Origin of the sequence: Campylobacter concisus (assembly GCF_902460545.1) — a bacterium.
In the GTDB taxonomy this organism is placed as follows: domain Bacteria; phylum Campylobacterota; class Campylobacteria; order Campylobacterales; family Campylobacteraceae; genus Campylobacter_A; species Campylobacter_A concisus_AE.
Window position 1 is genome coordinate 1,178 of sequence record NZ_CABPUE010000001.1, and the last position, 14,102, is coordinate 15,279.

The window sequence follows — 14,102 nt, forward strand, 5'->3', positions numbered from 1 at the left end:
TTATCTAAATTTACACTTATAATAAAATGCTCTAAATATGGAATGTAAAAATTCTTCGGATTGCCGCTCATAATAAGCTTTTCATCTGTTTTTATATATAAAAGCGAATTTGCAAAATTATCTTGGATATCTTCTACAATACCCAAATTTTCACCACTTTCTATAACTTTTAATCCAATAATATCAAACTGAAAAAATTCATCTTTTTTTAGTTTACATTTTTTTCTAGTAAGCTCTTTTGTGGTATATATAGTTCTATTTACAAGCGTTTTAGCAAGATCTAAGTCATCAAAATTTTCAAACAAAACCAGCTCTTTTTGTCTATTATAGTCTTTTATGACGAGCTGATCATTGTTTTTGTCAAAAAAGGTTGCACCTTTTTTAAACTGTTCTGGGAAGTCGCTCTTATTGTGAAGCTTTAAGTAGCCCTTTAAACCAACACATCTTCCGATGGTAGCGACTTCAACAATATTACTATTCAATAGCTTTTACCGTTACCCTATAACTTGTATTATCTTTGGCTTTACAACCAATAATAACGGTCTTTATAGCGTTTATCATTTTGCCATCTTTGCCGATAAGTTTTCCCGTATCAACCTTATCAGCACTTATAATTATCTCAGCAAAATTTTCACCAAGTCCCTTGCGATCAACACTTACTTTATCAGGAAAATCGGCAATCAACTTGGCATATTCGTATAAAAAATTTTTAACCATTATTTTGTAATTTGTGCAACTCTATCGCTAAGTTTAGCACCAACGCTTTTCCAGTAATCTAATCTCTCTTTGTTGAAATTTATAACATTTGGCTCAACCATAGGATTGTAATAACCAATACTTTCTATCCAGCCACTATCGCGTCTTTTTCTGCTATCTGTAACAACTATACGATAAAAAGGTCTTTTCTTACGTCCCATTCTTGTTAGTCTTACTACTGTTGCCATATTATGTTTCTCCTCTTGTTTTTAAATAAAGCTTAAATTTAGATAACAAATATCCAAATTTAAACCCTTTTATCAAACAGGTCTTTTTAAATTTGCTTGAGAAAGCATATTTGCAAGTCCTTTTGCTCCACCTTTTCCTGAAAATTTCTTAGCAAGTTTTGAGGCATTTTCAAACTGCTTTAAAAATCGATTTACCTCTATCTGAGAAAGTCCAGAACCAGCCGCTAAACGTCTTTTTCTACTATTATTCAAAAGTTCAGGATTTTCACGCTCTTTTTGCGTCATAGAGTTTATCATAGCCTTAATATGTAAAATTTCTTTTGAATTATCAAGATCTATATCTTTTATCTGATTTGTAATATTTGAAAGACCAGGTATCATCCCCATTAAAGACTTCATGCTACCAAGCTTTTTAACGCTTTCCATTTGATCCAAAAAGTCATTAAAATTAAACTGACCTTTTTTTATCTTTTGATTTAGACGTTTTGCCTCTTTTTCATCGATAATAGTCGATGTTTTCTCTACCAAAGTGGCCAAGTCACCCTCGCCCATTATACGACTTACAATGCGATCTGGTATAAAACTCTCGATATCAGCTACTTTCTCGCCAGTACCGACAAATCTAAGTGGGATATTTAGCTGTTTTGCGATACTGATAGCTACGCCACCCTTTGAGTCAGAGTCAAATTTAGAAAGGATAACTCCAGAAATTCCCAAAATTTCATTAAAACTTGTAGCTGTTTTTACGGCATCTTGTCCACTCATAGCATCAGCTACGTAGAAAATTTCATGTGGATTTATCGCATTTTTTACATCTTTTATCTCTTGCATCAACTTTTCATCGATCGCAAGACGACCTGCGGTATCCACTAAAAGCACATCATAAAGACCGCTTTTTGCTTTTTCTAGCGCTTCTTTTGCTACTTTTATAGGGTTATTTTCATTTTCTATATAAAAAAGATCGATCTCATTTGCAACGCAGAGCTGTCTTAGCTGCTCAACCGCCGCCAATCTTTGCAAGTCACAAGCCGCAACTAAAACTTTTTTCTTTCTTAGCTTTAGATAGTTTGCAAGCTTGATAGTTGTCGTTGTTTTACCGCTACCTTGTAAGCCAGCCATCAAAACAATAGTTGGTGCAACTGGCGCATAGACAAAGCCTTGGTTGCCAGGAGCTGTTAATATAGTCGTTAAATTTGATTTGATCGAATCTAGGAAATTCTTTTGACCAACGCCAGTTTGCTTTAGCTCGCTTTCGATAGATGTAAGTAGATCTTTAGTGACTTTGTGGTGAACATCAGCTTTTAAAAGAGCTTTTTTAAGCACATCAAGTGCGTTTTTTAGAGCTTTTTCGTCATCTACAAAACGTATCTTGCTAACTGCTAATCTAAAAGACTCGCTAATTTGTTCGAACACTAATCACCTTTCTAAGTTGTTATTAAAGGGCGTATATTACTAAATAATTTCTTTATTGCTCTTTAAATTTCAAATTTATTAGATAGCTCAAATCCAAGAGAGTTAAATTCTCTTGGGGTCGGCGCTTTAAATTTATAGTTTAAAAGAGCAATAGAATAGGCATGCAAAAACATTCTATTTGCCCTATTTTTGCCGTATTTCTCATCGCCAACGATAGGTAAATTTAAGCTAGCCAAATGCACTCTTATCTGGTGTGTTCTGCCTGTTTTTATGGCAACTTTTACAAGCGTTTTTTTGCCCACAACCATGAGTGGTGAAATTTCGCTGATCGCCTCTTTGCCATCTTTTGATATCTTTGAAAAGGCGCCATTTTTATTTTTTATAGTTAAGATCGGCTCATTTACGACCACTTCCTCGCTCATGATACCTCTAACCGCAGCCACATAAATTTTCTCAACCTTCATCTTTTTAAACTCATTTATGGCAAGCGCTGCGAATTCATTATTTTTTACAAGAAGCAGCACGCCACTCGTATCTTTATCGAGTCTATGAAGGAGTGGAAATTTATAAATTTGACTGATTTTTTCACTAGTTATGGTAGCAGGCTTATTGATGGCTATTAAATTTTCATCCTCAAAAATAACGCTTGGCTTTGGCATCTCTTCAACGCTAAATTTGGTGTTTTCACTCATTAGCGCACGAGCGATCATCACCTTTTGTCCCTTGGCATAGACAAGACCGCTGTCGATTAACTCCTTTGCCTCGTTGTTTGAGATATTTTTTTGCTTAGCTAAAATTTTATACGCTTTTTCTTCACTCATAAAGTGCTCCTTATATCTTCTATGATCGCATCAGCGCTTGCTTGCACAGCGATCTTGCTCTTTTTAGCATCACTACCCATTATGCCACCGATCTCGCTTGCCTTTGCGATATAGATGTTTTCAACTAGGCTAAATAGCGCCTTTTGGTTAAATATAAACTCGCCGCTAATTATCACTGGGTTAAATTGTGCGCACTCGATTGGATTGTGCCCACCGATATTTGGCACAAAACTGCCACCAAGCACGACTACATCGCTAATAGCATAGACATTTACAAGCTCGCCTAAAGTATCAAGCAAATTTACTTTAGCTTCAAATTTATGTGTTTGGCTAAATTTAGCAAAGCTAAAATCATGCTTTTTAGCGTAATCGCCTGCAATCTTTTCAACCTCTGCAAATCTCTCAGGATGGCGTGGTGCGATGATTAAAAGATCGTTTTCTTTTAAATTTAAATTATCTAAAATCATCTCTTCTTCGCCCGCATGTGTGCTTGCTAGCACGATCACTCTAGCTTTTGGCTTTTCATAAATTTTGCTTACACTTGGCAAAAACGCGGCTTTTATGTTGCCAACGACCTCTATTTCGCCTGCTCCTAGCGTTTTTAGTCTCTCTTTATCAAGCTCACTTTGGGCATAAATTTTATCTATAAATTTAAAAAGATATCTGTAAAAAAAGCCAAATTTTAAGTAGCTTTTATAGCTTCTATCTGAAATTCTAGCGTTTATTAGTATCACGCGGCTGCCCTTTAGCTTTGCCATGAAAACTAGCATGAGCCAAAGCTCAGCCTCAAAAATGACTAAAATTTTGCTCTTTTTTAGCCAAAATGGCAAGAAAATTTCAAATGGCAAAAATCTCGTGTTAGCACAAATTTTACTTGCCGCTTCAAAGCCCGTATTTGTCACCACACTTATGGCTTTGCTATCAAATTTTTGCATCAAAGGCTTAAGCGCTTGCACCTCGCCAAACGAGCAAGCATGAAAATGCACATCTGCATCTTGAAATTTAGGATTATTAAAGAGAAAAAAACGTGCCGGGATCGATCTATGGTATTTTTTTTTGAAACTTAATAAAAGTAGAAAAATAGCCCCAAAAAAGTAGAGTATTGAGGCTAAAAAATAATATATTATTATCACGAAACGTGTTATTGCTCTTGTTTATACAAAATTCTGCCACAATGCGGGCAAGTAACGATATCTTCGCCTTTTACAACCGCAGAGAAAGTTTTATCATTTATCTGCATGAAGCAGCCATAACAAGCTTGTTTTTTAACAGGCACAACGGCTGTGTTGTGAGCCCATTTTCTGATCTTTTCATAAAATGCTAATATCTTTTGGTTCATCGCAGCGACAAGTTTATCTTTTTTAGCATAAACCTCTTTGCGCTCTTTTTCGATCTTTTCAAGCTCAGATGAAACCTCGCTTTTTATCTTTTCTAAATTTCCCTCAAGCTCTGTTTTTTTAGCATTTAGCTCATCTTTTTGAGCATTTTTATTGTCTATTAGTTTTTCAAGTCTAGCGATCTCTTCGTTTGCTGCTTCAAGCTGCTCTTTTGCGATATCTTCTTCAAGACCTAGCGCTTTTATCTCTTTTTCACTTTTTGCGCTTGAGCTTTTTTTAGCTACATCTTTGATCTTTGCGCTAAATTCTGCGATGTGAGCGTTTGTGCCTGATTTTTGTGATTTTAGATCATTTACCTCTTCGTCAAGTCTTTCTACATTAACCGCTATAGTTTCACACTCTTCTTCTATGCTTTTATAGGCTTTTTCTACTTCTTGTATGCGCGGCGTGAAACCATCTATTTGTTTGTCAAGATCAGATAATTCAACTAATTGTTGCAAATATTTATTCATAATGTTTCCTTTTTTGTTAGCAATATGTAAATGGGTTTTTAGAGTTGCTTATTATAACTTCAATTTTTAGATTTTGCAAATATTTTGCTAAAAAATCACTAAAATAACGCTCGCTTTCATAGTGGTTTATGTCGATCAAATTTAGTCCATTTTCCTTTGCGTAAAGGGCTTGGTGGTACTTTAGATCGCCCGTTAAAAAGGCGTCTGCTTTGACATCTTGCATGAGATCTGCGCCACTTCCAGTGCAAATGCAAATTTTAGAAATTTCATCTTTTGCATAAACTGCTCTTAAATTTTCAAGTCCAAGTTTTTCTTTTACAAATTTACAAAGCTCACTAAATTTCATCTTCACATCAACGTAGATCAAAAAGCCCTCTTTGCTTGAAATTTCAAGCCCCAAAACCTGCGTCACAAATTTTTCATTTAAAAATGCAAGGTCAGCGTTTGTATGAAGTGAGATGAGCGAGATATTTTTTATCATCATCTCTCTTATGAGTGAGCTTGGATAGAGGCTGTAGTCTAGGCTCTTTAGCCCTTTAAAAATGAGCGGATGGTGGGTGATAATGAGCGAGTTTGGCAAGACATTTTGCAAAAGCTCGCTGTCAAGATCAAGGCTTAGATAAATTCGCTCAAATTCACTATCAAATGAGCCAACTTGCAGACCGCTATTGTCCCAAGACTCTTGGCTCGCAAATGGGCAAATTTCATCTAAGATTTTATAAATTTCAGCTATTTTCATCAAATTTTACTTTTGCTCTAAGCTCTCTTTATATGTTAGCGCGCACTCTTTTGCAAGCTCACGAATTTTTAAAATATAGTCTTGTCTTTGCGTAACGCTGATCGCTCCGCGCGCGTCAAGGACGTTAAATGTATGAGCTGCAAGCATGCAGTAGTCGTAAGCTGGCAATGAAATTTTAGCCTCCAAGCAGCGCTTGCACTCATCAAATGCGTTTTCAAACTGGTTAAAGAGCATATCAACGTTTGCCACCTCAAAGTTATATTTGCTCCACTCATACTCGCCTTGCTTGTGAACGTCGGCGTAGGTTACGATGTTGCCATTAGAGTCGTCCCAAACGATGTCGTAGACGCTATTTACATCTTGTAGATACATAGCTAAGCGCTCAAGACCGTATGTTATCTCGCCAGATATGAGCTCGCATGCGATGCCGCCAACTTGTTGAAAATAGGTAAATTGCGTCACTTCCATGCCATCTAGCCAGACCTCCCAGCCAAGCCCCCAAGCGCCAAGTGTAGGGCTCTCCCAGTTGTCTTCGACAAAGCGGATGTCGTGATTTTTCAAATTTAGACCAAGTCTTTCGAGGCTTTTTAGATAAAGCTCTTGGATATTTTCTGGGCTTGGTTTTATGAGCACTTGAAACTGATAGTAAGCGCCAAGGCGGTTTGGGTTTTCGCCGTATCTGCCATCAGTCGGACGGCGGCTTGGAGCTACGTATGCAGTAGCCCACGGCTTTGGTCCGAGGCTTCTTAAAAATGTCGCTTGGTGATATGTTCCAGCACCAGCAGGCATATCGTATGGCTGAAGTATAACGCAACCTTGCTCTTGCCAATAGTTTTGAAGTGTTAATATTATTTGTGAAAATGTCATTGCTTTCCTTTTAAAATTTTACTTTACATAGTGTATAACTGCACCAGGTCCTAGCGGTAGATCAAAAATGTACCAAAACGACATTAGCGCTGTCCAAGAAATTAAAAATGCAACCGTATAAGGAAGCATAATAGAAACTACTGATCCGATTTTTAAATCCTTATTGTATTTTTGCATAAAAGCTACTATCAAAACAAAAAACGGCATCAAAGGCGTTATGATATTTGTAGTAGAGTCGCCTATTCTAAAAGCAGCCTGTGTAAGCTCTGGCGAGAGTCCAAGATTCATAAACATTGGTACAAAAATCGGAGCCATCATAGCCCACTTTGCAGAATCAACAGCTATAAATAAATTTATAAAAGCGATCAAAAAAATAAAAACTATGATAAGACTAAGTCCAGTTAATCCGACCTCTTTTAGAAAAATAGAACCTTTTATAGAAAGCACTAGCCCAATATTTGAGGTATTAAAAAGATATGTAAACTGGGCTGCAAAAAATATCAAAACCAAAAATCCTGATAGCTCAGAAATAGATTGTTCCATAAATTTTATGGCGTCATTACTACTTTTTATACTCCTAGCACCTACGCCGTAAGCGACACCTACCACTATAAAAAGTAACATCATAAAAACAACAATAGAATGCATAAAAGTAGACTTCATAAAGCTTTCATTGCCTTTTGCTCCAAATAAAGAGTCAGAAGGCAAAATAGCCACAAGCAGTAAAATCACAAAAACAATCAACGCTATTAGTGAAAATTTTAAGCCACGTTTTTGCTCTGCACTTATCTCACTATGCTCTTTTAGGCTAAAATCACCCAAAAAATCAAATTTACCAAGCCTAGGCTCTACGATTTTATCTGTTACAAACCAGCCAACAAAGACGATCAAAAATGTCGAAGCGATCATAAAATACCAATTTGCAGTTGCTAACACTACATAATCTGGATTTAACACGCTAGCTGCTTGCATAGAAAATGCCGCAAACATCGGGTCATTTGTACCGATTAATAAATTTGCCGACCAGCCGCCACTAACACCAGCAAAAGCAGCAGCTAATCCAGCAATTGGATGGCGACCAAATCCAGCAAATAAAATAGCTCCAAGTGGGATTAGCACAACATAGCCAACCGAGGAAGCAACATTTGACATTACGCCAAGGAAAATAACGATTGGAGTTACCCATATTTTGGAAGATTTTAAGGCAATCTTTGTCATAAGTGCGGACAAAAGTCCAGACTTGTCTGCAATACCAATGCCTAGGATAATCGCAAAGACTACTCCTAAAGGATAAAAATTAGTAAAATTTTTAAGCACAGACGAAACAAAAGATCTAAGACTATCAGCAGAAAGCAAATTTATAACATTTGCATTAAGCTGTGATATTTGTCCGTCTTTGATAGCCTGATAGCTTACGCCAACGCCCATCTTTTCTAATACAAACGATATTATTATCGTAATAATCGAAAGATATATAAAAAGCATAGTTGGATTCGGTAATTTGTTACCAAAATTTTCGATAAAACTTAAGATTGAACTATTGTTTTTTTTATTCATTTTTTCTAACCTAAAATAGAAATATAAATTTTTATCTCGTAGCTGCTGTAAAGCTCAAAGTCCGTTTCATAGGCTCTTTTTAGCTCACTACTTTCAAAATATCTCCAAATTTCATCCCAAAATTTTGCTACGTTTTGTGGCTCTCTTGCAAAACTAAAAACGGCGTATTTGCCACTTTTTATCTCTAAATTTTCATCACTTTTGTGGCTTGATCTTGTGCCGATGAAGTTATCGTAATGTCCGTTAAGATCGCTTTCATAGTTGCAGTAAACGCTATAAATTTCACTCTTGCCATCATAGTGCTCACTCATAAATTTAGACCATAGAGCTGGAATTTTACCCTTGCCACCTATCTCATCTTCATTTTTAGTGCGAGTTTTTACTCCGTAAATTTCAAAGCTTTCCTCTAAATTTATAATCTTCATAAACTACTTCTGTCCGTTAAAATTTTCAACCGCTTGGTTCCACATGAGCTTGTATTTTCGTTTTAGAAATTCAACTTCATCTTGTGAAATTTTAAGCTGTTTTGTAAGCGTCTCGACCGTTTTTCTATCCTCATCATAGAGTTCTTGCATAGAAATGAGCGCCTCTTTTAAAAATTTATTCTCATTTCTTAAGGTCTCTAGCGTCTCATCCTTTGCGTCAAGCACCTTTTCGTGTAAATTTAATATCGTTCCAATCGTCTTTTCAACAAAGCTGATACCATCTTGGCCTTGCGGTTGCATAGATAAATTTTGCGAAACACTAGGCACAACACTCATCGTTCCCTCGCTCGCTTCTATCAAAATTTCTCCATTTTCCTCTTTGGTTTTCAAAACGCCACGATTTATCATATCTTCGATAACTTCGCGCTCCAAGTGCACAAGTTTGCAAAATTCATCAACTCCAAGATAGGTCTGCACCGCTTCTCCTTTTTACAGTATCACTTCAACCTTTGAAGAGTCTTCCTCTAAGGCCTTTACCTTCGCCTCTCTATCGGCTTTTAAAGCACTTGCAAGACTATCATCTTCAAGAGCTAAAATTTGCACCGCCAAATAGGCTGCATTTATAGCACCGGCCTTGCCAATAGCTAGAGTTGCTACTGGCATGCCACTTGGCATTTGTACTGTTGAGTAAAGTGCATCAACGCCGCTTAAAGCTGATCCTGCCATTGGTATGCCTATTACTGGTTTTGTTGTATTTGCAGCGATTGCACCAGCCAAGTGAGCCGCCATACCAGCAGCTGCGATAAACACTTTTGCGCCCTTTTTCTCAGCATTTGCGACGTACTCACTAGTTCTTTTTGGGCTTCTATGGGCTGAGCTGATTATCAGTTCATATTTTACGCCAAATTTCTCCAGAGTCTTTGCCGCCTCGCTAACGATCTCATAGTCACTTTTACTTCCCATTATAATAGAAACAAATTTCATATTTTCTCCCTTAAAAAACTAAATTTTGGTAGCTTAACACCAAGACTTATCTCATTTTCATTGCCACTGTGAATTTCACTCATAACCTTACCTTTTTTGGTGATGAGCTGCTTAAATTTGATAAATTTCTTGCCATCTTGTGAATAAATCTTTGAGATTTCATTTTCACTATCTTCTATAACCGATCCGGTAGGAGCCATGATCTCGTAGCTATTGCCTGGAAAAATTTTATATTTACACTTAAAAAATTCGCCATCTTCGCTTATTGCATTTACCTGATGTGTGCCCTCTTCTAGGCTGCTAACATGATTTTGTGTATCTATTCTCTCATAAGGCCTATGCACCAAGTAGCCATCCGTAAAGCCACGATTTTTCAGCGTATTTATTTCGTTTTCATAAATTTGCGCGTCAAATTTATCATCCATGGCATCATCTATCGCCATTTTGTAGGCTCTTGCTGTGCAAGCTGCGTAGTATTCACTCTTTGTGCGGCCTTCTATTTTTAAGCTATCTATCACGCCGCTATCAACGATCTCTTTGATGTGAGAGATGAGGCAAAGATCTTTTGAGTTCATAATATGAGTGCCGTGTTCGTCTTCCTCTAGGCGAAAAAGTACGCCACTCTCTTCGTTTTTAGCGTAAAGTTCATACTTAAACCTGCAGTCGTTGGCACAGCTACCGCGATTTGACATACGTCCGCTTTGCACTGAGCTTACTAAGCACCTACCAGAGTAGGCAAAGCACATCGAGCCATGTACAAAAATTTCAATGTCAAGAGTTGGAATTTCTTCTTTTATCTTTATGACATCTTTTAAGTTCATCTCGCGTGCTACGACGATACGTTTTGCACCCATATCGTGATAAATTTTTGCATCAAGCACATTCATGACATTTGCCTGAGTTGAGAGGTGTATCTCGATATCAGGAGCGATGGCTTTTGCTAGACTCATGACTCCTGGAGTTGCGATGATAAAGGCATCTGGCTTCATCGCTGAGATGGTTTGCAAGTGCCTTTTTAGTGGCTCGATCTGAGAGTTAAAAGGAAAAGCATTTATGGTCGCATAAAATTTCTTTCCCTTTGCATGTGTGTAGTCTATCGCCTCCTTGAATGTTTCAAGGTTAAATTCGCGCGCCGAACGAGTGCGAAGCGAAAAGCTCGCCACTGAGCCATAAACAGCGTCAGCTCCATACTCAAGGGCGATTTTAAGTTTTGTTAAATTTCCAGCTGGAGATAAAAGCTCAGGCCTTTTTAGCACTATTTTTTACCCAAACTTTCTATCAAGGCTTCGATATCGTCGTTGCTGACAAGATTTTCAGTCGTTGTATCGCCAGCGATGTGAACAGCGGAGCTAACACGCTTATCATCGTCGATTTTACCTTCAAATAAGGTATTCATATATTTGCTAAGTGCTCTCATAACGTTGATAACACGCTCAATCTTTTGCCTATGGATGTCTTGATACTGCATCATATCCATAGCCATCATGATCTCATCTTGTCCCATTTGTAAATTTCCGATGATATTATCGATCGTGCCAAGAAGTGAGTTGTTTTTCTCCAAAGCTTCGCTAAATGCGGCAATATTTGGAAATTTCTTACTTAGCGTCGTAAATAGCTCAATATTTGAGTTTATTGTGTCTTTTAGGCTATTTGAGTCGCTCTCAGCGTCCATAAAAAAGTTATTTATCGTCTCAAGCTTATCAAACATCTGAGTAGCTTTTTCTTCGCTATCTCTTGTCACATCGTCAAGCTGATGAACCATTTTGTGATCTTCCGTTGGTGGTGGTGGTGGCCAAACGCCATCTGCACTCACTCTGTAGTTTTCTGCATTCTTTGAATTACTTTCTGATTTTGACTGTGGCTCATCTTTAGTATCGATTGCTTCTGCAACTTCTGTTACCTCGTCCATATCCTCTTTGACGTCCGCAACCTCTTGGCCAGCATCTTCTTTTACATCATCCAACTCATTATCTAGTCCACCTGCCATAAGTGCGTCAAGTTCCTCTTGGGTCATAAAAGCTCCTAATAAAATTTGGCTTGATTATATAGGATTTAAATAAAAAGTAAGTTTAAAGGCAATGCTTTTATCTTTAAATTTATAAATTTTTAGATAGCATTTTTAAAAATAAATGACCTTAAAAGGCTAAAAATGACCGTCGATCTTCACAACCATACGCCACTTTGCAAGCACGCGGTTGGCGAGCCAAGAGAGTATGTACAAAATGCAATAAAAGCTGGCACAAAATACTTTGGCTTTAGCGATCACGCACCGATGAACTACGATGAAGCTTACAGAATGAGCTTTGATGAAATGCAAGGCTATGAAGACGAAATTTTACATTTAAGAGATGAATTTAGCAGTGAGATAGAAATTTTACTTGGCTATGAGATGGATTTTTTAGATGGATTTATGGATGAGCGAGTTTTTGCTAGAAAGGTCGATTATCTGATAGGCTCCGTGCATTTTTTTAACGGCTGGGCATTTGATAATCCAGAATTTATTGGTGGCTACGAGGGCAAAGACTTGGATCAGATTTGGCAAGAGTATTTTGATCATGTAGAAAGATCGGCCAAGCTTGGCAAATTTGACATTATGGGGCATATCGATCTTTTAAAACTTTTTAAATTTTTGCCAAAAAAGGATGTTAGGATTTTAGCTAAAAATGCAGTAAATGCGATAAAAGAAGCAGATTTAGTTGTTGAGATAAATGCCGCTGGCTTTAGAAAACCTATCGGCGAGCAATATCCAAGCGTAAATTTACTTGAACTAATAGCCGAAAAAGATATAATCATCACCTTTGGCTCAGATGCTCACGCAAAAGAAGATATCGGTAAAAATGGTGAAATTTGCGAGCAAATAGCTAGAGATTTAGGTTATTCAAAGTGTGCAATATTTAAAAATAGAGATAGAGAATTAGTAAAATTTTAGATTGGGTTCAAATAAAATATAAATTTAATCTTAAATATTAGGTTTTATGATAGAATACGAAAAATTTAAAAATTAAAAGGAGAAAAAAGTGGGAAAATTCGTCCAAAATATAGATCATTTTTTTGATTTTTGTAAAGAAAATGAAGTCAAATTTGTTGATTTTAGATTTACTGATTTAGGTGGTGCTTGGCATAGCATTAGTTACAACATAAAAGCTGTTACGAAAGAAAATTTTATAAATGGCATCCCAATGGACGCTAGCTCTATGCATGGCTGGCAACCAATCGATAAGAGCGATATGATAATGAAGCCAGAAGCTACAACTGCATTTTTAGACCCATTTACTTCTGATATTACAGTTGTTGTTTTTTGCGATATTTACGACATTTACAAAGGTCAAATTTATGAAAAATGCCCTCGCTCAATTGCTAAAAGAGCAATGCAATACGTAAAAGATAGCGGACTTGGCGATGAGGCTTACTTTGGCCCTGAGAATGAATTTTTTGTCTTTGATAACGTCAAAATCATCGATAGCCCAAACTGCGCGATGTATCAAGTAGATAGCGAAGAAGGCGAGTGGAACGACGCTACTGACTTTAAAGATAGCTACAACACAGGTCATCGCCCACGCAGAAAAGGCGGCTACTTGATGACTCAGCCGATAGATAGCATGGTAGATCTAAGAGCTGAAATGATGCAAGTTTTAGAGCAAGTTGGCCTTGAAGTCTTTTTGGGTCATCACGAAGTCGCTCAAGGACAAGGTGAGATCGGCGTGAAATTTGGCAATCTAGTCGAAGCCGCCGATAATGTTCAAATCTACAAATACGTCGTTCGCATGGTGGCTCACCTAAATGGCAAGACAGTTACATTTATGCCAAAACCACTTTATGGCGATAACGGAAGCGGCATGCACGTGCATCAATCAGTCTGGAAAGATGGTAAAAATTTATTCTATAAAGAGGGCAACTACGCAAATTTAAGTGATTTCGCAAGATACTATATTGGTGGTGTTTTAAAACACGCAAGAAGCGTTGCAGCCTTTACTAACCCAAGCACAAATAGCTACAAACGCCTAATCCCAGGCTTTGAAGCACCGTCTATCCTAACATACTCTAGCCAAAACCGCTCAGCGAGCATCCGCATACCTTACGGCGCTGGCGAGAAGTCAGTTAGGGCTGAGATGAGGTTTCCAGATAGCACAGCAAACCCTTATCTAGCCTTCTCAGCGATGCTAATGGCGGGACTTGACGGCGTTAAAAATAAATACGAGCCAGTTGGTCCGATGGATGAAAATTTATTTAAACTTCATCTTGATGAGATCAGAGAGCGTGGCATAGAACAGCTTCCACACACACTTCGTGGCAGTTTAGAAGCGCTAATTCGCGATAATGAATACTTAAAACCAATAATGAGTGATCTTTTCATAGATACATATCAACACTTCAAATTTGAAACTCAAGTTTGGCCTTACGAAGCGCGCCCAACCGCTTATGAGTTTAAAACCTGCTTCTCTTGCTAAAACGCAATCTCCAAGCTCATTTTGGGCTTGGAGACTTTTTTAATCAAATTTAAAA

Annotated in this window: 17 protein-coding genes; 2 read left to right on the plus strand and 15 right to left on the minus strand. The window is 37.4% G+C overall.

Annotated features, from left to right (window positions below):
* The 15 genes from rimM to FZ949_RS00085 form a co-directional block, all read right to left on the minus strand.
* A partial coding sequence (rimM, locus tag FZ949_RS00015; RefSeq protein WP_148790045.1) for a ribosome maturation factor RimM occupies positions 1-482 on the minus strand: 482 nt, incomplete at its 3' end.
* On the minus strand, positions 475-717 hold the full coding sequence (locus FZ949_RS00020; RefSeq protein ID WP_103580215.1) for a KH domain-containing protein: 243 nt from the start codon (positions 715-717) through the stop codon (positions 475-477). The genes rimM and FZ949_RS00020, both read right to left, overlap by 8 nt.
* The gene (gene rpsP / locus FZ949_RS00025; protein WP_009293992.1) at positions 717-944 is read right to left on the minus strand and encodes a 30S ribosomal protein S16; all 228 of its coding nucleotides are present in this window, start codon (positions 942-944) and stop codon (positions 717-719) included. Before rpsP ends, FZ949_RS00020 begins: the two co-directional genes overlap by 1 nt.
* 72 nt (positions 945-1,016) lie before the next feature.
* On the minus strand, positions 1,017-2,357 hold the full coding sequence (ffh, locus tag FZ949_RS00030; RefSeq protein ID WP_103580214.1) for a signal recognition particle protein: 1,341 nt from the start codon (positions 2,355-2,357) through the stop codon (positions 1,017-1,019).
* 62 nt (positions 2,358-2,419) lie between these two features.
* A complete protein-coding gene (locus FZ949_RS00035; RefSeq protein ID WP_103580213.1) occupies positions 2,420-3,178 on the minus strand; it encodes an RluA family pseudouridine synthase in 759 nt (252 codons plus the stop codon).
* Entirely contained in the window at positions 3,175-4,311 is a 1,137-nt protein-coding gene (gene waaA, locus FZ949_RS00040) for a lipid IV(A) 3-deoxy-D-manno-octulosonic acid transferase (protein ID WP_148789972.1), read from the minus strand. The genes FZ949_RS00035 and waaA overlap by 4 nt, the downstream gene beginning before the upstream one ends.
* Before the next feature lie 8 nt (positions 4,312-4,319).
* Positions 4,320-5,027, minus strand: coding sequence for a zinc ribbon domain-containing protein (locus tag FZ949_RS00045; protein ID WP_002941798.1), 708 nt, complete (start codon positions 5,025-5,027; stop codon positions 4,320-4,322).
* 16 nt (positions 5,028-5,043) lie between these two features.
* On the minus strand, positions 5,044-5,766 hold the full coding sequence (locus tag FZ949_RS00050) for a Nif3-like dinuclear metal center hexameric protein (protein ID WP_148789973.1): 723 nt from the start codon (positions 5,764-5,766) through the stop codon (positions 5,044-5,046).
* Positions 5,767-5,772: 6 nt separating this feature from the next.
* Positions 5,773-6,633: a glycine--tRNA ligase subunit alpha gene (gene glyQ, locus FZ949_RS00055; RefSeq protein WP_148789974.1), complete on the minus strand. Its 861-nt coding sequence runs from the start codon at positions 6,631-6,633 to the stop codon at positions 5,773-5,775.
* Positions 6,634-6,651: 18 nt separating this feature from the next.
* The gene (locus FZ949_RS00060; RefSeq protein WP_103580208.1) at positions 6,652-8,190 is read right to left on the minus strand and encodes an AbgT family transporter; all 1,539 of its coding nucleotides are present in this window, start codon (positions 8,188-8,190) and stop codon (positions 6,652-6,654) included.
* Between the two features lie 5 nt (positions 8,191-8,195).
* Positions 8,196-8,615 carry a GyrI-like domain-containing protein gene (locus FZ949_RS00065; protein WP_103580207.1) on the minus strand — a complete coding sequence of 140 codons (420 nt, stop codon included), beginning with the start codon at positions 8,613-8,615 and terminating at the stop codon, positions 8,196-8,198.
* Between the two features lie 3 nt (positions 8,616-8,618).
* The gene (locus FZ949_RS00070; protein WP_087584427.1) at positions 8,619-9,092 is read right to left on the minus strand and encodes a DUF3972 domain-containing protein; all 474 of its coding nucleotides are present in this window, start codon (positions 9,090-9,092) and stop codon (positions 8,619-8,621) included.
* A 12-nt stretch (positions 9,093-9,104) separates the two neighbouring features.
* The gene (purE, locus tag FZ949_RS00075; protein ID WP_087585835.1) at positions 9,105-9,599 is read right to left on the minus strand and encodes a 5-(carboxyamino)imidazole ribonucleotide mutase; all 495 of its coding nucleotides are present in this window, start codon (positions 9,597-9,599) and stop codon (positions 9,105-9,107) included.
* On the minus strand, positions 9,596-10,855 hold the full coding sequence (locus FZ949_RS00080; RefSeq protein WP_103580206.1) for a peptidase U32 family protein: 1,260 nt from the start codon (positions 10,853-10,855) through the stop codon (positions 9,596-9,598). The genes purE and FZ949_RS00080 overlap by 4 nt, the downstream gene beginning before the upstream one ends.
* Positions 10,855-11,613 (minus strand): chemotaxis protein, encoded by a 759-nt coding sequence (locus FZ949_RS00085; RefSeq protein ID WP_148789975.1) that lies wholly within the window; start codon positions 11,611-11,613, stop codon positions 10,855-10,857. Before FZ949_RS00085 ends, FZ949_RS00080 begins: the two co-directional genes overlap by 1 nt.
* A gap of 135 nt (positions 11,614-11,748) precedes the next feature.
* On the opposite strand from FZ949_RS00085, the gene FZ949_RS00090 reads away from it, so the two are divergent.
* Together FZ949_RS00090 and glnA are read left to right on the plus strand one after the other, a co-directional pair.
* The gene (locus FZ949_RS00090; protein WP_103580204.1) at positions 11,749-12,528 is read left to right on the plus strand and encodes a histidinol-phosphatase; all 780 of its coding nucleotides are present in this window, start codon (positions 11,749-11,751) and stop codon (positions 12,526-12,528) included.
* Positions 12,529-12,616: 88 nt separating this feature from the next.
* The gene (gene glnA / locus FZ949_RS00095) at positions 12,617-14,047 is read left to right on the plus strand and encodes a type I glutamate--ammonia ligase (RefSeq protein ID WP_103580203.1); all 1,431 of its coding nucleotides are present in this window, start codon (positions 12,617-12,619) and stop codon (positions 14,045-14,047) included.
* Positions 14,048-14,102 lie beyond the last annotated feature (55 nt).